This window comes from Mediterraneibacter butyricigenes (assembly GCF_003574295.1).
Lineage (GTDB): Bacteria > Bacillota > Clostridia > Lachnospirales > Lachnospiraceae > Mediterraneibacter_A > Mediterraneibacter_A butyricigenes.
In genome coordinates this window covers 2,876,453-2,895,924 of record NZ_BHGK01000001.1, presented here as the reverse complement: position 1 = coordinate 2,895,924, position 19,472 = coordinate 2,876,453, and the positions used below count along the sequence as shown (strand labels likewise).

14 protein-coding genes and 1 pseudogene are annotated in these 19,472 nt (G+C 44.9%); 1 reads left to right on the top strand and 14 read right to left on the bottom strand.

All coding sequences use genetic code 11. From position 1 onward, the window contains the following. Window position 1: 1 nt before the first annotated feature. From KGMB01110_RS14135 to KGMB01110_RS14075, 13 genes and pseudogenes are all read right to left on the bottom strand, one after another. Complete coding sequence (locus tag KGMB01110_RS14135) at window positions 2-1,861, bottom strand: ATP-dependent helicase (RefSeq protein WP_119298983.1); 1,860 nt, start codon at window positions 1,859-1,861, stop codon at window positions 2-4. Continuing rightward, complete coding sequence (gene gltX, locus KGMB01110_RS14130) at window positions 1,848-3,308, bottom strand: glutamate--tRNA ligase (protein WP_117602366.1); 1,461 nt, start codon at window positions 3,306-3,308, stop codon at window positions 1,848-1,850. Before gltX ends, KGMB01110_RS14135 begins: the two co-directional genes overlap by 14 nt. Before the next feature lie 70 nt (window positions 3,309-3,378). Then, entirely contained in the window at window positions 3,379-3,942 is a 564-nt protein-coding gene (locus tag KGMB01110_RS14125) for a hypothetical protein (RefSeq protein WP_117602367.1), read from the bottom strand. Window positions 3,943-3,963: 21 nt separating this feature from the next. Beyond that, window positions 3,964-5,184: a hypothetical protein gene (locus tag KGMB01110_RS15490; protein WP_243112840.1), complete on the bottom strand. Its 1,221-nt coding sequence runs from the start codon at window positions 5,182-5,184 to the stop codon at window positions 3,964-3,966. After that, the gene (gene purB, locus KGMB01110_RS14115) at window positions 5,177-6,610 is read right to left on the bottom strand and encodes an adenylosuccinate lyase (protein ID WP_117602369.1); all 1,434 of its coding nucleotides are present in this window, start codon (window positions 6,608-6,610) and stop codon (window positions 5,177-5,179) included. The genes KGMB01110_RS15490 and purB overlap by 8 nt, the downstream gene beginning before the upstream one ends. A 15-nt stretch (window positions 6,611-6,625) precedes the next feature. Continuing rightward, the gene (gene purF / locus KGMB01110_RS14110) at window positions 6,626-8,059 is read right to left on the bottom strand and encodes an amidophosphoribosyltransferase (RefSeq protein ID WP_119298981.1); all 1,434 of its coding nucleotides are present in this window, start codon (window positions 8,057-8,059) and stop codon (window positions 6,626-6,628) included. An 18-nt stretch (window positions 8,060-8,077) separates the two neighbouring features. Continuing rightward, window positions 8,078-8,785 carry a phosphoribosylaminoimidazolesuccinocarboxamide synthase gene (purC, locus tag KGMB01110_RS14105; RefSeq protein ID WP_119298979.1) on the bottom strand — a complete coding sequence of 236 codons (708 nt, stop codon included), beginning with the start codon at window positions 8,783-8,785 and terminating at the stop codon, window positions 8,078-8,080. A 165-nt stretch (window positions 8,786-8,950) separates the two neighbouring features. After that, a pseudogene (locus KGMB01110_RS14100) lies at window positions 8,951-9,633 on the bottom strand (amino acid ABC transporter ATP-binding protein). Between the two features lie 12 nt (window positions 9,634-9,645). Further along, complete coding sequence (locus KGMB01110_RS14095; RefSeq protein WP_408631088.1) at window positions 9,646-10,302, bottom strand: amino acid ABC transporter permease; 657 nt, start codon at window positions 10,300-10,302, stop codon at window positions 9,646-9,648. 218 nt (window positions 10,303-10,520) lie between these two features. After that, window positions 10,521-11,372, bottom strand: a complete 852-nt coding sequence (locus KGMB01110_RS14090; RefSeq protein WP_117602373.1) for an amino acid ABC transporter substrate-binding protein — start codon at window positions 11,370-11,372, stop codon at window positions 10,521-10,523. A gap of 135 nt (window positions 11,373-11,507) precedes the next feature. Continuing rightward, entirely contained in the window at window positions 11,508-12,275 is a 768-nt protein-coding gene (locus tag KGMB01110_RS14085; RefSeq protein WP_119298977.1) for a hypothetical protein, read from the bottom strand. Next, on the bottom strand, window positions 12,247-13,533 hold the full coding sequence (locus KGMB01110_RS14080) for a DUF5716 family protein (RefSeq protein WP_117602375.1): 1,287 nt from the start codon (window positions 13,531-13,533) through the stop codon (window positions 12,247-12,249). The genes KGMB01110_RS14085 and KGMB01110_RS14080 overlap by 29 nt, the downstream gene beginning before the upstream one ends. 17 nt (window positions 13,534-13,550) lie before the next feature. Continuing rightward, window positions 13,551-16,838: a DUF5717 family protein gene (locus KGMB01110_RS14075; RefSeq protein ID WP_119298976.1), complete on the bottom strand. Its 3,288-nt coding sequence runs from the start codon at window positions 16,836-16,838 to the stop codon at window positions 13,551-13,553. Window positions 16,839-17,042: 204 nt separating this feature from the next. Here KGMB01110_RS14075 and KGMB01110_RS14070 point away from each other — a divergent pair, with 204 nt between their 5' ends. After that, window positions 17,043-18,158 (top strand): pyridoxal phosphate-dependent aminotransferase, encoded by a 1,116-nt coding sequence (locus tag KGMB01110_RS14070; RefSeq protein ID WP_119298974.1) that lies wholly within the window; start codon window positions 17,043-17,045, stop codon window positions 18,156-18,158. A gap of 155 nt (window positions 18,159-18,313) precedes the next feature. Here the strand turns inward: KGMB01110_RS14070 and KGMB01110_RS14065 are convergent, their stop codons facing one another. Continuing rightward, the gene (locus KGMB01110_RS14065; protein ID WP_119298972.1) at window positions 18,314-19,468 is read right to left on the bottom strand and encodes a DUF6070 family protein; all 1,155 of its coding nucleotides are present in this window, start codon (window positions 19,466-19,468) and stop codon (window positions 18,314-18,316) included. Window positions 19,469-19,472 lie beyond the last annotated feature (4 nt).

Genomic DNA, 19,472 nt, shown 5'->3' with positions numbered 1-19,472 from the left:
TCTATTCTTCTACCGAAAAAATTTCATCAACAAAACGGGAAGGTATCAGATCCTTTCCGTTTTTTGTTACACAGTATGAAATAACAAGCCTTTCCTTCGCTCTTGTCATGCCCACATAAAACAGACGACGCTCTTCTTCCAGTTCTTCCTTTGTCCGACTCTTGCGGTGAGGAAGAATCGTTTCATTGGCTTCCGGAAGAAAGACCACCGGATACTCCAGCCCTTTCGCTCCGTGCAACGTCATCAACTGAATCCCGCTTCCTGCCGTCCGATCCATTTTCTGCTGCAATATCTTTAAAGAAAGTGTATATTCCTCTCTGTAATTCAGCCACTCTTCCAGTGTCTTAAATTCTTTTGCCTGGCTTTCGATCTGGTAGAGGATTTCAAAGAGATCTTCTGCATTTCTTTTGTTCTGTTCGGCATATTCTTTCAGGAAATCCACATACCCCACAGACTTCTTCAGATACTGAATTGCTCCATATGGAGTCATCCGGTTCAGGATCCGCAGATCCACATCCAACTGATCGATCCGATCCAGCATCCAGCTTTTGTCACAGTAGAAATTCCGCAGTTCCTCAAAAGAAACTTCTTCCGATCCCAGACTTTCTCTGGACAGATAGCGTTTCGGACGATTCATCACATTCAGAAATGTTCTTCTGCTCCGATCCCCCAGCGCCATTTTAAAATAAGACGCAATATTTTCTCCAATAAAATGATGATAAATGTTGAAAATCTGCTCTCTCATCCAAAACGAGATCCTTCTGCGGGACAATTCCTCCACAAGCGGGGCTGTCTCGTTCTTCGTCCGGAACAGTACTGCGATGTCTTCTTCCTGACGGCCTTTTTTCAGTTCTTTTTCGATTTCGTCCGCCAGATATGCCGCCTCTTCTTTCGGATCTTTTACTTCCTGGACATGCAAAGTATCACCGTCTGGCTTCACGGCCTTTATCTGCTTTTCATACCGCATCTGATTGTTTTTGATCACACGGTTGGCGCAGCGGACAATATTGCCGGTAGAGCGATAATTTTCATTCAGAACAATTCGTTTTGCCGCCGGATAGTCTTTTTCAAACTGAAACATCAGCTCTGCCTTCGCTCCTCTGAATCCATAAATCGACTGATCCTCATCGCCTACCACAAACAGGTTGTTCTGCGGAGCTGCCAGCATTTTGATCACATCATACTGAATCTGGTTGATATCCTGAAATTCGTCCACCAGAATATAACGGAATTTATCCTGCCACAGCTTCAGAAGATCCGGTCGCTTTTCAAACAACCGGCAACACAGCACCAGCATATCGTCAAAATCAATCTTCTTTAATTCTTTTCTTTTTTTCTCATAATCTTTATAAATCTCACGGAAAGACTGAACCGGACAGCTTTTTGCTTCATACTTCTCAATCTTGTACCGGCTGTTCTTCACCACTCCGATCTCCGAAGACAGATTGGTCAGAAAATCCTGCTCCTGTGCTGCATCCAACTCGTAAAAAGATGCCACATGCCCCAGAATCTGATATTTTTCTTCTTCTGATAAAATATTAGCCGGACCCAGACGGTATGCCCATTTCAAAATCCCATAATAAATGCCGTGAAATGTTCCGAAGGTCACCGGCAGCTTTTTTCCATCCATTTCCGCCCAGAACCGCTCTTTCATTTCTCTTGCCGCATATTTGGTAAATGTGATGACAAGGATTTCGTCCGGCACGGCCTTCTTTTCTTCGAGCAGTCGTTTTACCCGTTTTACTACGGTCAGTGTCTTTCCGGATCCCGGTCCTGCCAGAACGAGGCAGGGCCCATCATTATGAGCCACTGCCTCGCTTTGTGCCGGATTTAATTTTTTCCTGCTGTTATCTTGCTTCAAGTTTTTCAATTCCTTTTTGAATACGGTTTAAGGATTCTTCTTTTCCCAGTACTTCCATCAGTTCTGTTGCACCACCCGGAGTGCTCTGTTTTCCGGAAACTGCAGTACGGATCGGCCACATTACATATCCGATCTTCACACCCTTCTCACCGGCGTATCCTTTCAACAATTCAAAGAGTGCATCGTTGCTGAAATCTTCCTGTGCAGCCAGCAGACTGCTTACTTCTTTCAGTACTTCCAGGGAAGTTTCTTCGTTGGATTTCATTTTCTTATGGCAATACATGGAAGTGTCATATTCCGGAACTTCCTCAAAGAAATCGATCTGTTCTTCGATATCCGGGAAAATCTCAATCCTGGATTTGATCAGTGCAGCAATCTTCTTCAGGTCATAATCCTTTGTGATCACTTTCTGAATATACGGATGTGCCATTTCATAGAACTTGTCAAAGTCCATTGCTTTTAAGTATTCACCATTCATCCATCTTAACTTCACCGGATCAAAGACAGCCGGTGACTTGCTGATATGATGATAATCAAACGCCTTTACCAGTTCTTCCAGAGAGAAGATCTCCTGGTTATCTGTCGGGCTCCATCCGAGAAGTGCTACGAAGTTTACAACCGCCTCAGAGACAAATCCCTGGTCGATCAGATCTTCATAGGAAGAATGTCCGCTTCGTTTGCTCAGTTTTTTATGATTCTCATCTGTGATCAACGGGCAGTGTACATAAACCGGGATATCCCAGCCAAATGCCTCGTACAGCCGATTGTATTTCGGTGCGGAAGAAAGGTACTCATTTCCTCTTACTACGTGAGTAATTCCCATCAGATGATCGTCGATTACATTTGCAAAGTTGTAGGTCGGATAACCGTCCGATTTGATCAGAATCATATCATCCAATTCCGCATTCGGGACCTCAATATCTCCGTAAATCTCATCATGGAAGGTTGTGGTTCCCTCTGTCGGCATGTTGATTCGGATTACCCACGGTTTCCCAGCCGCCAGATTTGCCTCCACTTCTTCTTTGCTGAGAGACAGACAGTGCTTGTCATATACCACGATCTCTGTTCCGTTTTCGGATACAGATGTTTTCAGAGAATCCAGACGCTCTTTATCACAGAAACAGTAATAAGCATCTCCCTGCTCTACTAGTTGTTTGGCATATTTCAGGTAGATACCGGATGCATTTCTTTCGCTCTGCACATAAGGTCCGCAGCCTCCGTCCTTATCCGGTCCCTCATCATGGATCAGTCCTGTTTTTTCCATAGTCCGGTAAATAATATCTACCGCACCTTCCATATAACGCTCCTGATCGGTATCCTCGATTCTCAAAAGGAAGTCTCCATCCTCATGTTTCGCGATCAGATAGGCATATAATGCCGTTCTTAAGTTGCCGACATGCATTCTTCCTGTCGGGCTTGGTGCAAATCTTGTTCTTACTTTACTCATATTCTTATCTCCCGGTGATTTCATTCTTTTCTGATTCGGGCAGTCTCGCCCAGTACTTAAGTATAACTCTCTAGTCACGGAAAATCAACTGATACTCACTTCTTTTCTCACTGTCGCTGTTTCCCTCACTTTCGATCACCTCTTCAAAGGTCAGATCCTCCCGGTCTGTCAGCACCACCAGCCGGCTTGTCACCGATTCATCTGTTCGTTTTCCTTCCAGCACCAGCAGATTTTTATAAGTATAATCAAATCGGGTCGGATCCACGGAAATCACCATCCGGTACACGGTTCCGTCATAGATCACATCTCTGTAAAAAGGTGCTCCGTCTGTGATTTTCTGCATAATGCGGATCGACACCGGCTTCTTTTCTCCCGTTGCTTCCCGGAATTTCTCCCAGTTCTTCTCTCCGGCTTCGATCTTTCCTCCTGCGCAGACCATTCCGTTTTCTTTCAGGACACTTTCCTGTGCCGTCTTCGGGTCATCCTGGTTTAAATCATCAAATCCATGATAGACTTCACTCTCCTCCGTCTTTGCAGCCGGAAGCGCATCCTTTTTCTTCAGATTTTCACAGCCGCTTATGTCTGCTATCAGAAGCAGGCTGATCAAGATTATTCCAATTCTTTTCGCCCTCATATTTCATCCTTTCTCCGCCTTCTACGGATAATACGGAATCACTTCCACATCATATCCGTCAAAGATCTCTTCAAAATGATTCAGATATGCTCCATTTATGTAAATCCGGATTCCTGCACCGTTTCCGGTTCCAAACACAGCGCTTCCCAGCTTCATACTCTGATACTTTCGGAACTCCAGCCCGGACAGACTGTTCTGATCCAGGGCATAATCCGCAATTTCCGTCAGGGAAGACGGTGGTTCATACGTTCCGGTTCTCGCAGCCGGAAATGCAAATAGCCTGGAACCCTCCTTATCAAAGATCACTCCATCCAGACTTGAAAAATTTGGATTACACGCCTCCACTTCCAGCCATTCCAGATCAGGAAGTCCCAGGAAAGCACCTTCTTCCATTCCCACTATATTTTCCGGCACATAAATTTCCGCGATTGCTTCCGTACATCCTTCAAATACATGGGCTCTGATCCCCTTGCAGGATTCTGACGGAAGTTCCAGATAACCATCGTCTGTTGCAAACGTAGCGGGGTCGATCCCGACAATCCATCCTTCTTCATCCAGCAGAAATCCGTTGATTACCGGAACTTTCGGATTTTCCTCTCTGCCGGTATCTTCTGCATCCTTCGGTTCTGTCGCACCATCCGACATGCCCGGTTCATCCGGTCTTGCCGGAAGATCCGGTGAATCAGGAGTATCCGGTATGGTCGGAATGTCGGGTGTGGCTGGAGTGTCCGGGATGGTCGGAAGATCCGGCGTGTCTGGAGTATCCGGTGTGGTCGGAATGTCGGGTGTGGCTGGAGTATCCGATATCGTAGGAACCGTGGGAATGACTGTGTTTCCGGATTTTCCATCCGCAAATTCATTTTCCCCTCCTGTCAGTCCGGACACCCTATCCGTTTCTGATTCGTCCGCTTTCGCATGCTCTTTCCATAAAATCTCAGCCAGTTTTGTCGAACTTTCTGCCGCACCTGCAAATTCTGTCGGATTCTTCCCGCTGACCAGCGTCATCGGAATCTCAGAAACTCCAAGAAGCGGTGCCGCTGTCAGATGACCGGCTCCTGCCGATATTCTGCTGTGTTCTTTTCCTGCGTCTCCTGACTCTTCCGGCAGGCTTCTTGTCATATGCTCCGCACCAAGCACCGCAAGAAGCAACATTCCAGCCACCAGGATAACGGCCTTTAATCTCTTCTGATAAAACGAGGGCATTGTAAGTACTACAACGCCCTCAGAAAATTCCTTATACAAACAGTTCCACCTTTACTCCCAAAAGTTCTTTATTTGCTTCCAGGATCGGTGCGACCTCCTGTTTCAGGAAAGCATCCACCTGTTCTTTGGCTCTTCCTGTATATTTTGCCGGATCCATGGTTGCCTCCAGCTCTTCCAGTGTCAGATTGAAAGCATCATCCGCTGCGATTAATTCCAGAAGATTATTTTCCAGACCTTTTTCTTTCACATTGCGTCCGGCTTCCATGGAAAGTTCGCGGATCCGTTCATGAAGTTCCTGACGGTCGCCTCCTGCTTTTACGGCATCCATCATAATATTTTCTGTTGCCATAAACGGCAGTTCACTTCTCAGTCTCTTTTCGATCACCTTCGGATATACCACCAGACCGTCTACCACATTCAGACAGAGATCCAGAATTCCGTCAATGGTAAGGAACCCTTCTGCCACGCTCAGTCGTTTGTTTGCGGAATCATCCAGCGTACGCTCAAACCACTGTGTTGCAGAGGTGATGGCCGGATTTAACGCATCGATCATCACATATCTGGAAAGGGAAGCGATTCGCTCACTTCTCATCGGGTTTCTCTTATATGCCATTGCAGAAGATCCGATCTGAGATTTTTCAAACGGTTCTTCGATCTCTTTCAAATGCTGAAGCAGTCGGATATCATTTGACATCTTATGGGCACTGGCTGCAATTCCTGCCAGGATATTTAACACACGGGTATCCACTTTTCTGGAATAAGTCTGACCGGATACCGGATAACAAGCCTTGAATCCCATCTTTTCTGCGATCATCGGATCGATCTTATCAATCGTCTCCTGGTCTCCCTCAAACAGTTCCAGGAAGCTTGCCTGCGTTCCGGTCGTTCCCTTGGATCCCAAAAGTTTCAGACTTCCCAGCACATATTCCAGATCTTCATAATCCATCATAAATTCCTGCATCCACAGGGTCGCACGTTTTCCTACCGTAGTAGGCTGTGCCGGCTGAAAATGTGTAAATGCGAGAGTCGGAAGATCTTTATATTTCTCTGCAAATCCGGCCAGCTCTGCGATGACGTTGACCAGTTTCTTCCTAACGACTTTCAATGCTTCCGCCATGATGATAATATCCGTATTATCTCCTACATAACAGGAGGTTGCTCCCAGGTGGATGATTCCTTTTGCCTTCGGACATTGTACTCCATATGCATAGACATGAGACATAACATCATGTCTGACTTCCTTTTCTCTTGCCTTTGCCACATCGTAATTGATGTCTTCTGCATGCGCTTTCAGTTCTTCGATCTGTTCATCCGTAATCGGAAGTCCCAGCTCTTTCTCTGTCTCTGCAAGAGCAATCCACAATTTTCTCCAGGTCTTAAATTTCATGTCCGGTGAAAAAATATACTGCATTTCACGGCTTGCGTACCGCTCGGAAAGCGGACTCACATATCTGTCGTTACTCATAATCTGTTCTCTCCTTTATAATTCTTCAAAAGCCATACTGATGTCTCCGTCCGGGACTTCCATCGGATAATTTCCGGTAAAACATGCATCACAGAATCCCATATCACCGACCATATCCTTTAGTTTTGAAACTTCCATATATCCCAGAGAGTCCGCACCGATCATCTCGCAGATCTCTTGGGTTGTATGAGAATGTGCGATCAGCTGATCGTTGGACGGAACATCCGTTCCAAAATAACAGGGATGTAAAAACGGTGGGGAACTGATTCTGACATGTACTTCAGTTGCTCCGGCTTTCTTTAACATCTTTATTATATTAGCACAGGTTGTGCCTCTTACGATAGAGTCATCTACCATAACAATTCTTTTTCCTTTTACGACCTCACTGATTACATTCAGTTTGATCTTCACACTGGACTCTCTGTCCTTTTGTCTTGGCTTGATAAAGGTTCTTCCCACGTAACTGTTTTTGTGGAAAGCCATTCCGTACGGGATCCCGGATTCCTCCGAATACCCCATAGCCGCTACCAGACCGGAATCCGGCACACCTACCACCAGATCTGCCTCCACCGGATAGGATTTTGCCAGCGCTTTTCCCGCTACCAGGCGGGCATGATAGACATCCACTCCGTCAATCCGGCTGTCGGTTCTCGCAAAATAAATATATTCAAAAATGCACCGCGCCTGTTTGTCCGGTGAAATCATCATGGACTTGTCAGAAGTCACTCCATGTTTCGTAAAGCTTACGATCTCACCCGGAAGGACATCGCGTACAAATTCCGCACCCACTGCTGCGATCGCACAGCTCTCCGATGCCAGGAAATAAGTATTGTCCCGTTTTCCGATGCACAATGGTTTCAAGCCAAACGGATCCCTTGCTCCGATCATCTTTCTCGGGCTGCTCACCACCAGTGCATAAGCCCCCTTGATCTTTTTCATGGCATTTTTTACGGCATCTTCTGCCTTGCCCACATTCAGACGCTCTCTTGCCACCAGATAGGCAATGACCTCCGAGTCAATGGTCGTCTGGAAAATGGCTCCGGTATATGCCAGTTCTTCCCGAAGTTCAATGGCATTGACCAGATTTCCGTTGTGGGCGATTGCCAGGGTTCCCTTTACATAGTTAATTACCAGAGGCTGGGCATTTTCCTGTCTTGTCGCACCTGCCGTAGAGTAACGGACATGACCGACTCCAAGATTTCCCTTTAGCTTATCCAGTTCTTCTTCATCAAATACATCTTTGATCTGTCCCAGGCCTTTTTTCTGAAGTACTTTCCGTTTCCCGTAAGTATCTGTCACCGCGATTCCGCAGCTTTCCTGTCCGCGGTGCTGTAACGCAAAAAGCCCATAATATACGGAGCTTGCTACATCTCCTCCGTCCATATCATAGGCTCCAAATACTCCACATTCCTCGCCCAGTCCTGTCTCGATTCTCTCAAATTCGCTCATAGACTGAATCTCCTGTTCTTATTTGATTCCGATTCTGCGAAATACCTCCTGGTATGCATCTTCTACATTTCCAAGATCACGACGGAACCGGTCTTTATCCAGTTTTTCATGGGTGTTGATATCCCACAGACGGCAGGTATCCGGTGAGATCTCATCTGCCAGGATTACTTCCCCATGATATCTTCCGAATTCAATCTTAAAATCGATCAGTTCAATTCCTGCTTCCGCAAAGAATTTCTTTAACACTTCATTGATCTTAAAGGTATATTCTGTGATCTTATCGATTTCTTCTCTTGTGGATGCACCGATTCCGATCGCATGATAAGAGTTGATCAGCGGATCGCCCAATGCATCATCTTTATAGCTGAATTCCAAAGTCGGAGCAACTAACTTGGTTCCCTCTTCCAGACCCATACGTGCCGCAAAGCTTCCTGCAACCACATTTCTCACGATTACTTCCAGCGGAACAATCTCTACTTTCTTTACTGCGGTCTCACGGTCGCTTAATTCTTCTACAAAATGAGTCGGAACGCCTTCCTTTTCCAGAATCTGGAACAGAAAATTGGTCATACGGTTATTGATCACACCTTTGCCCACAATCGTTCCTTTTTTCTCTCCGTTGAAAGCGGTTGCATCATCTTTATAATCTACGATTACAATATCAGGATCCTCTGTTGCAAATACCTTTTTTGCTTTTCCTTCATAAAGCTGCTCTAACTTTTCCATTATATCCACCTGTCCTTTTCAATCGTATTTTTGAGGTTTACGAGTAAAGTATAATACAGCATATTTTTAAAATCAATAAACCCCGGACCAAAACAGGTGGATCGGTCATTAATTATTTGCGCGCTTTTTTATAAGTAATTCTTATACTTTGTGCACTATTAATAATTATACTGATAATTTCCCGAGAAATTCCTGCATTCTCACGTTTTGAGAGGAAAATACCTCTTCCGGAGATCCCTGCTCCGCGATCAGACCCTTATCCATAAAAATCACCTGATCCGATACGTTTTTTGCAAAATTCATTTCATGGGTTACGATCACCATCGTCATATGTTCTGCCGCAAGATCCTTGATAACTTTCAGGATTTCTCCCGTCAGTTCCGGATCCAGTGCCGAGGTAGGCTCATCAAAAAACAGTATCTTCGGGTTCATTGCCAGGGCTCTGGCAATGGATACTCTCTGTTGCTGACCACCGGACAACTGGTAGGGATAGGCATTTTCCTTATCTGCCAGTCCCATTTTCTTCAAAAGAGCTCTTGCCGTCTCAATTGCTTCTTTTTTATCCCGTTTCTGCACTTTTACCGGAGCATCGATAATATTACGAAGCACGGAAAAATGCGGAAACAGATTAAAATTCTGAAATACCAGTCCGAACTCTCCCTCATAATGAATCTCTCCGGAATCCGGTGTTTCCAGACCGGTCGCACACCGAAGCAACGTGGATTTTCCGGAACCGGACGGGCCGATGATGGAAAGAACTTCTCCCTTCTCTACCGTAAGAGAAATATCTTTCAGGACTTCAAGACCATCAAATCCTTTTTTAAATTTTTGATTTCAAGCAAACTCATCCAGGTATCCTCCTACTTATAATAATCCAGTTTCTTCTCAAGCATTTCCATTGCAACTGCCACGATCAGATTGAATACATAATAGAAAATAGCTGCCGCAATAAAAGGCACCATAGAAGTCTGAGCTGCCGCAATCTGTTTTGCCAGGGTAAACATTTCCGCAACTGCCAGTACAAATGCCAGAGACGTATCTTTTACCAACGTGATGACCTCATTGGTGACAGATGGCAGGATGATCTTTACCACCTGCGGGAAAATGATTCTGAAAAAAGTCTGTACTTTATTATACCCCAGAATCTTTGCAGCCTCATACTGTCCCTTCGGAATGGATTCAATTCCTCCACGATAGATCTCTGCAAAATACGCCGCATAGTTGATCGCAAATCCGATCAGAACCGCTGTCAGACGATAGGTCGGGGAAATCGTGATCCCGAAAATATAATAAGGGCCGAAATACACCACCATCAACTGAAGCATAAGAGGCGTACCTCTCATCACCGAAATATACACCTTCGTCAAAAGACTTAAGGGCTTAAATTTTGACATTCTTCCAAACGCTATCAATAATCCCAGGGGCAGAGAGAAAAGCAGCGTACAGAAAAAGATCTCGACTGAAACCAGCATACCGCCGGCCAGTTGTGAAACAAGTGCCATAATATCCATTTTCATTCCTCCGAATTTTTTTCGCCAGACTAAAAAAGATCCACCGGATCTTTTTTGTCGTATGCTTGACAAGCGCACACAATCCTGGAATGTATCTGCACGGCACATTCCAAGATTGTAAACGTTTCGTCGCTGTCCGGTCGGCAAATCGAATGCAAATCGAATTTCCCGCAACCAGACAAAAGGAGGATGCTTTGCATCCAAAACATCCTCTCTTAAATGCATTATTTTCCAAGACAAAGAGCATCCGGCACACCGTAATCTGAATATTTCTCAGCGATCTTCTGAAGAGTTCCGTCTTCTACCATCTCGTCTAATGTCTTCTGAACCTGATCACGAAGTGCTTCATTTCCAAGCTTAAATCCTACTGCATACTGCTCTGTTGAAAGTTGATCATCTAAGATACGGAATCCGCCGCCTCTTGATTCAATCTGATAATTTGCAACACCAATGTCCATTGCAACCGCATCTGCTGCTCCGGCTTCCAGATTCATAAATGCGGTGTTGTATTCTGCCACCTGATCGAGAGAACCGAAGGTTGCTGCCAGATCTGCCTGTCCTTCTTCATCCTGAAGAGTTGCAAGTGCGGAAGAATCAGCCTGAACATCTACAACCTTTCCTGCCAGATCTTCCAGGCTCTTAATATCAGAATCTTCTTTTACTACAACAACCTGGCTGTTGTCTACATACGGCTCTGTCCATGTGTAAGCATCTTCTCTTCCGTTCATGGTAAATCCGTTCCAAATACAGTCAATCGTTCCGGAATCCAGTTCCATATCTTTGGAATCCCAGTCTATCGGTTGTTTTTCCAGTGTCCATCCGTTTCTGTCACAGACTTCCTGTGCCAGATCCAGGTCAAATCCTACATAAGAACCATCATCTGCTTTGTATCCATACGGAGGGAAATTGGCATCAAATCCAACGGTAAATGTATCCCCCTCGCTCTTTGCAGAAGTGTCTTCTGTTGTTTCTGTTTTTTTTGCTGTCTTCTGATCATCCGATTTGCTGCCGCATCCTGCGGTAACCATCGTCACAACCATCGTTGCTGCCAGCAAAAGTGCAAGTTTCTTTTTCATAACTCTTTTCCTCCCTGCCCTGTGGTCACTTTCATGTTTTAGCAATTGATTACTCTACTACGCTAAACTACCGTGACATAGTATCATATAATTGGAGTTCTGTCAATCTTCTGAACAAACTTCAATTCAGCAGCTTTAGATATGGCTTCTGCGATACTGATACTTCCAGTCTTCCAGATCCTGGAAGGTATAAGGTTTTTCGGTTTCTTTTCGGATCTCGTCGCATCGCTGACGCATTTTTTCATTCACTTCCATGTAGGTCTCATTTTTCGTCAGAAGAATGTGGTATTCTTCCATGGACATATAGCGATAAGATGCATATAAATAAGGCTCCAGCATGGAAACATCCCCGCAGATCAGAAATGCCCGGTCATACATTCTTGCAGATTCCTGATAGAGGAACAACTTTCCGTAAGCAGCTCCCATGTTCGCATAAATGTGTCCGTAAAATTTATCGTCCACACTCTCATCTTTCTCCTGATTTAAAATGGACTGATAAACCAGGATTGCCTCTTCCAGCTCTCCGCTTTCCAGCAGATTGTCTCCTTTATATTTTTGCCGTTCGATATCCTTTTGATTCTTCAGTCGTTCCAGTACATTCTGGATCCGGATCATCTCCGTCTCACTGTAAATATTGGAATCCGACAGAATGGTCAGCACAAATTTCTCGATGGATCCCTTTGTCCGTAAAATATCCCGAAGCATCTCTGCCAGATGCTGTAATTCCAGTTCTTCTTCCAGCCACAGACAAAGCTGCTCATTCATGATCGTATAATCGATCAGATAGAGGTTGTTGCACAGATAATAACACAACTCTTCTATCGTATATATTTTTCGATGGATCCTCGTAATGTCATAAGGTCTGACCGCATGTTTACGATGACATAGAATTAAACTTCCCATCATTGCCTCCTAAATGTATCACCTTTTCAACCTGGAAATCTGTTGCCGGGAAAAATTCACCGAATCCCACGTCCTTCACTGTGATCCTGCAGGTTCGTTCATCCAGAAACAGAGTTTCAATCTGAAGTCTGGTAGAATATTCCGGTCGTTTCGGCATTCCTTCCAGCGAAATAATCTCACTTCGCAGATTTCCCTGCACCAGCGATTCCACATGGAACTCCAGCTCGTCCACCTCATTTGTCAGGACTTCCCACTGGTTATTTGCTTCATACCAGTGATTGCCCCAGGACACCACCGGATACCATTCTTCCTGACCGTTTACCCGCATATTCAGTGTAACCCGGTCTGTCAGCTTGCTCTCGTCCAGATACACCGGATTCTCGATGTGGGTATATTTCTTCCGGTAAGCCGTATAGCAGGCTCCCTTACTGTAAAGGTTGTTTCCGATAAAAGCTCTTCGCCCGTTGCAGAGTACCCGCAGAGAATTGGGATACCAGTTATTCTCAAACCCTTCCCCGGTCAGAAATACCGAAGAGACTTTCCGTTTTTCAAAAACACTCTGGACGAATTTACAGAACCGTTCATCTGCTTCTTTCGCCTTATCCTCATTCAGCACCGGATAAACCGCCGCCAGCTCTTTCATATGGGCGTTCGCCACTTCATCCACCGTGACAAACGTCATCTGGCTCATCGGAAGATTGGGTTTTAAACGCCGCAGCATATAGGCATGAACCTCATTCCGGCTGCAATTAAATAATGCCGCATCATACTGCCACAGTTCTTTCGGCTGATAAAACAGATAATTACAGAAGCTTTCTTTATAATCCTGCACAAAAATCTGATTCTTGTTGATATTCATGCGAACCGCGATTCCCCGAAGCAACTGTGCGATTTCTTCGGTCAGTTTTGGAACACTGAACACAATCCCGTCAATCTGGCCAAAAGACTGCAGTGACATCTGGATATATTTTGCCAGAAGCCAGACTGCATCATAGCTCTCCTCACCGAACTGGATCTTCTCCCCCGCCAGACTCCTGCTCAGGAGTCTTCCAACCGCGAATCCATCCTTTACAGAAACCAGACGTTTTGCCTCTTTTCCATATGCCCAGGTGTCCCTGAGTTTTCCGATCAGGAGAGGAATCTGGTAATTCTCCGTATCCGCTTCCAGCGTCTCCGGCTCCAGTTGCTGTTCGTTATAATAACTGATCTGACAGGTTTTCTCATTGATATCATATCCTATGATATTCCCTTGTGTCATAGATGAACTCTCCTCACTTAATACTGTACAAAAAATTCCTGTGCCATCTTATCTTCCGCCGCATAATTCTGCATACTGCGGAGACGTTTTTCTTCCGGGCACTCCATAATATCATTCAGACGGCCATATCTTCCGGACATTCCGGACTCCGTCATCTTACTGCAGGTTTCTTTCTCGCTGCGATATGTATTTCCATCGATGGTTTCCTTGAAATAATATTTCAAAGTCTCATTTGCGTAGAGTACAAACTTCTTCACGTAGATATTGTCATACATCGGCATTACCACTTCGGTAGAATATTCCATCTCTCCCCCGGTTCCCGTCTGAAGCTGATAATACAGAATCACGCGGCTGCCCGGCTGTCCATGGTACTCGATCATGGTCTTATCCCAGAGCTGAAGTTCTTTCAGCCAGTCTTCCTCGTAATTCAGGAAAAAGGGGAAATAAATCTGCCGTCCGCATAACTGCTGGAGAAAGCTTTTCAAAATCTTCCGCACCATCTCATCATAAGATCTGGTTGCGTAATATTTCAGCACTGCAATCTTACAGATATCCGCCATATCTTCTCCTTTGTCGTATTCCCGACAGATCACATCAATGATACTCTTCTGGATCTTCCGCTCTTCTACCACGTATTCTCTGGACACATATACCAGATAAGCCTGCTGCAGTCTGAAATATGCGCCTTCCGCATAATAATCTTCAAAAATCGCAACTTCCCCGAACAAATCTTCTGAGTACAGCATCTGCGTCAGAATCCGCTCCGACAGCTCATGGGTATGAACCTCATATTCTTTCGCCACACTCCAGAGTTTCTTCATATCCAGAGTCGCACCACAGTAATATTTTGCCAGATAGGTCAGCAGAACCTTGTCATATTCCCCGTCCCGGAACAGTTCATAACAAAGATAGGTCAGGAAATCATCTCCTGCATAATTATTTTCCCGGATGGTCTTGCTGCACAGGGCAAACAGCTCCTCTGAGCGGAACTTCTCCACACCTGTCTCTCTTACATAATCCAGATCCAGCTCCCGTTCCTCTTCCACTCTTGCAGATTCGAACATACTGCTCAAATGTTTCCGGCAAATATCCATATACTGTAATTCATAGAACAGACGCTTGCTGTCATAAGGAATGGAATCCATATAGTGCCGTCCGTCTTTTCCTTCCCAGACGATCCGGTCTGTCTTCGCATACAGGAAGACCTGGGCTCCGTTTTCCGTATAAGGAATCCGCTGCGTCACCGTACCATTTTCTCCGATCACCTGAACATACTTCATATTGTTCAGCTTTGTCGTGATCAGGTACGCATGACAGATATCATACAACGCTTTTACCCGTTCTGTATTCAGCGAGCTTTCCACTACAAATCTCTTGTAAATGATCCGGAGTCTGTCATCCACATTTCTGCGATCCAGCTGATTCCATGCAAATGCTTCCATTTCATCCCGGTAATGGGAATAGATCTCCGATGTCTCATCCTCGTAAGTAATCAGATTGGAATATAAGAACGCTTTTTTCTGGAAATCCAGCATATTTCCATGCATAAAATACAGGTAAACAGATCTCGGCAACGGTTTCCGGAAATGATCCGGTTCCACAGATTCCATATAATATTCATAAAGCTGTGCGATCTTCAGTTCTGATTCCACCGCCTTTTCATACCACATGAAATAACGGGAATGTACACAGTTTCCTTTAATCAGAAGGGTACAGATCGCCGACAGGATCATGGACTCGTCATACATTTTATAGGCATATACCAGTACCTGATACAGATGCTTGTTAAACTGTTTAGTCTGACTGGCAAGGTTGGCCGTATACAGCGCAAGTTCCTTCGTCAGGAGTTTATGCTTCGCTGCAAACAACAGAACCTGTATCTCAAATTTTCCCAGATGTTTCAACGTTGAACTCTTCTCACGGTAGCACCTAAACGCTTCCATATAGAAGAGAATGCTATGGGCACCACGGTAAAACTGTTGCTCCAGTACCCGGAGTCTCTCGCTTAAGATCCGGTATTCCTGATCCACATTCACCAGCATACACAAAACCTTCCAGCTTTCCGGATGTTTCATGTAGGTCTTGGACAGTTCTTCTGCCACCTTTTTCTGTCCCACGCTGTCGTTGGACAACTGGGTCGTCAAAAACAGATAATAGGAACTCAGTTCCAGATTCTTACCGATCGCAAACCGATTATAGTTATAGGACTCCAGTATCCATCTGGCATCCTCTTTCTTTCCCTGAAGGATCAGGATATGCGCCTGCAACAGACGATACATCTCCTTGTCTTCATCCTTCTCCCGGAGCATTTTTAATTTTGCCACCGCATGATCCGCCCAGGTCTGAAGATCCACCAGACCTGCTTCATAGGACAGATACTCTTTGGTAATGGACGCCAGTTCCAGGTCCGTCATCCGGTAATCTTCATCCCGGACCACATCTTTTTCTACCACAACCTCATAAGTCAGTGTCTCATAAGGACTTTCCATCACAATCAATCCAAAATTACTGCCCTTATGCAGCGCCGACGGCTCAATCAGATATTCCAGCCGATAGGAATTGCCGATAAATTCATCCGTAGTCACCCGGGTATGCTCTACATCCAGGAAGTCTCCTACTGTCCGCACATCAAAAGACTGATAGCCCCAGGTATTCTTCGTGATCGTCAGCGTCTCTTTTCTGGTCTCTTCCACAGACATAAACGCACGGCTTTCCTCTTCCAGCATCAGAAAGATTTTTTCCTTCTGTTTGCATCCTACCAGGAATTCCTCCAACGCCTGAGAATCCAGTTCCCACTTGCGCATATTATCATAAAGTACACGAATCCGTTTGTCTTCGTATTTCAGGATTTCATAAAAATCACGGGAGCGGAACAGCTTTTCCGCTTCTGCAAAATCTTTGAACGCCAGCTTCTTAAAATCGTCCAGACTCTGAACCTTTCCGTGAGCCGTCATCACAAACGGCTTCTCAATGATCGCGGTAAATGCAATCTCGTATTCTCCACCATTGCACACGATTGTAAATTTGCCATGTTCCACATGTCCCGGAACCAGTCCTGTTCCATCATAGGTAAAATAAATATTGACCGGATTGCCATCAAATCCCTGTTCATTACAGTGGACACGATAAGAAGAAGGATAAACCAGTCCCCGGATCGTCTCTTCCCCCTGATTCTGGAAAGAAAAGCTTCCCTGATAGATTTCTCCTTCCCCGACTCTCATCAGTATCTTTGTCTCCGGAAATTGTACTTCCGGCTGCTTAATATGAAAATCGCCTTTTGCCAGTCGCTTAATCTTATTTTTCAAATCTGTTCACCTGCACATTTGTTTTCTCTTGTTTTCCACGCTTTAGCTTCTATTTCAAAAAGTTGTCCGCAAGATTCGAGACTTGTCAACAACTTGTAATACGATGTATAATAAAGCTCACTAACATGAATTATACATGATTACAAGATATCTTGCAATGCTGATATACAAAGTTTCATGGTGTTTAGAGAGGAGATTGTATACATGAATACAAAACCAGAATTTCACGGAAGTGACCTGGAAAAGGTCTCAGAATACTATCACGTCCCACTGGAATCCATCGTCAATTTCGGATCCAACGTGAATCCTCTGGGACTTTCCGCTACCGTCAAAGAACAGTTAATTTCCAATCTGGATCTTGCCTGTTCTACCTACCCTGACCGGGATTATAAATCACTGCGATCTGCCATCGCTGCTTACTGCAACGTTCCCATGGAACATATCGTAGTCGGCAACGGATCCACCGAAATGATCTCTCTGGTCATCGAGCAGGTTTATCCGAAGAAAGCCATGCTACTCGGTCCTACCTACTCCGAATATTCCAGAGAACTTTCTTTGACCGATGCGTCTCAAGAGGAATATCATCTGAAAGCATCGAATTATTTTCAGCTTGATCTGGCTGACTTTTTTCAGGCATTGGATCAATCTTTCGATATGCTGATTCTGTGTAATCCAAACAACCCGACTTCTTCCGCCTTGAAGGTACAGGAGCTGGTTTCCATCCTAGAATACTGTCAGAAACAGAATATTTTCGTGATGATCGATGAGACTTATGTAGAATTCGCTCCGGATATTTCCAGTATATCCGCCGTATCCCTCACCGATCAGTTTCAGAATCTTATGGTACTTCGCGGAGTTTCCAAATTCTACGCCGCTCCCGGACTTCGACTGGGATACGGAATTTCCGGTAACCCGGAACTCCTTTTCAAATTGTCCGTACTTCAGAACCCCTGGTCTCTGAATCATGTGGGGGCACTTGCCGGAGAATTCTTCTTCTCAGACAAAGACTATATCAAAAAGACCAGAGATCTGATCCATTCCGAACGCATACGGATCCGAAAAGAAACCGAACATATTGAGGGATTAAAAGTGTATGACGCTTACGCCAACTTCTTTTTGATGGAACTGACAAGACCCACCGATCACTCCGGCGATCTGTTCGAATTCTGTATCCGCAGAGGTCTGATGATCCGCGACTGTTCCTCTTTCAAATCCTTAAACGGCGAATTTTTCCGATTCTGCATCCTGAATCCCGAAGACAACAATCGGTTGCTTCAGGCGATCAAGGACTATCTGAGTCGATCCGCATCCCCACAATAGATTGTGTGTTGATAACTCTATTATCCTTCATAACAAAGCAGAGCAGACACATCAATGTTCCCATAAATGTATCTGCTCTGTCTTGTCAAAAGGTTCAGTGAACCTTTTTTATTCTCTGTATTCGATTATATAAAGCAAAATATATTTTATCTTCTCTAATTTCCGGGCGATTCCGGAATCAGATTATCTTCTGAGTCTTCCACCTCATTCGACACATACTGATAACTTCCGTCAGACAGCGGACGTACGGTCAGCTTATGAACAAATGCCTGATCCGTTTCCTTTTCTGCCCATACAACCGCCACGGTCAGTGTTAGCGTACCATCTCCGTTGTCTTTGATCTCTGTCACTTCCGGATCCAGTGATCTGGCCGAAGTATAATCCGCACCTTCTCTTTCTTCCCACTGATACATCTGTTTCTCCGCATCAAAAGGAACCAATTCCTGAATCTTTTCGGAAGAGATCCGGAAATAATGTTGAAACACTGCTTCAAATTCCTCTTTCGGAATTCCATCCTGATAAGCATCCGCATCAAAATGTTTGCCGTAGAGATCCGCATACAGATATTCATAAAGATCCATCAGATCCAGACCCGAAAAATCCGCTTCCGTCCAGTCAGACGTAAAGAGATTCTGGTTCAGGTATCCGATATTCTCTATATAAGTTGCTGCGGCCTGACGGTTTTCTTCTGATATCTGACTGACACGAATCATACTGTACGGTGTTTCTCCGTCATAGCCTGCCGCCTGTTTCTTCTCAAAGAACAGGTAGCCCCGATCCGTGTATTTCCAGCTTTTCGCCTCAAAGCCACCCATATATGTGATTTCCGGTTTCTTACGTTCATTCCACTTTGCAACAGTCCGGATATAGACCAGACTTCCGCCTCTCGCATAGAAGTCAAGGCGTACCAGTTCTCCGGAATCTCCCACGAGATAAACGACAGCTTCTTCGTTTTTCTCCGCCTTCAGAGATGACAGGAAGGATTCCAGCTGATCTGCATTCACCATGTTTAACTGATTTTCCTCATCTATGGCACAATATCCGTTTTCTCCCAATGCCGAAACCACGGCTGAAATCCCTGTCTCATCCAGAAGTTCCGTATCTTTAAACTGTTCAGAATAGACTTCCGCCGCCTTTAAAAGGTCTTCTGAGATCTTCTCCTGTTCTTTTTCCGAAATTTCAAGATCTCCTACGGTCTGATAACTCTTCGTCTGCTCCTGATTCTTTTCGGCGGTATCCTCCTTTTTCGAGCAGGACACCCCAAAGATCAGACATAGCAGACAGATCAGGATCACACTATATTTTTTCATTGCC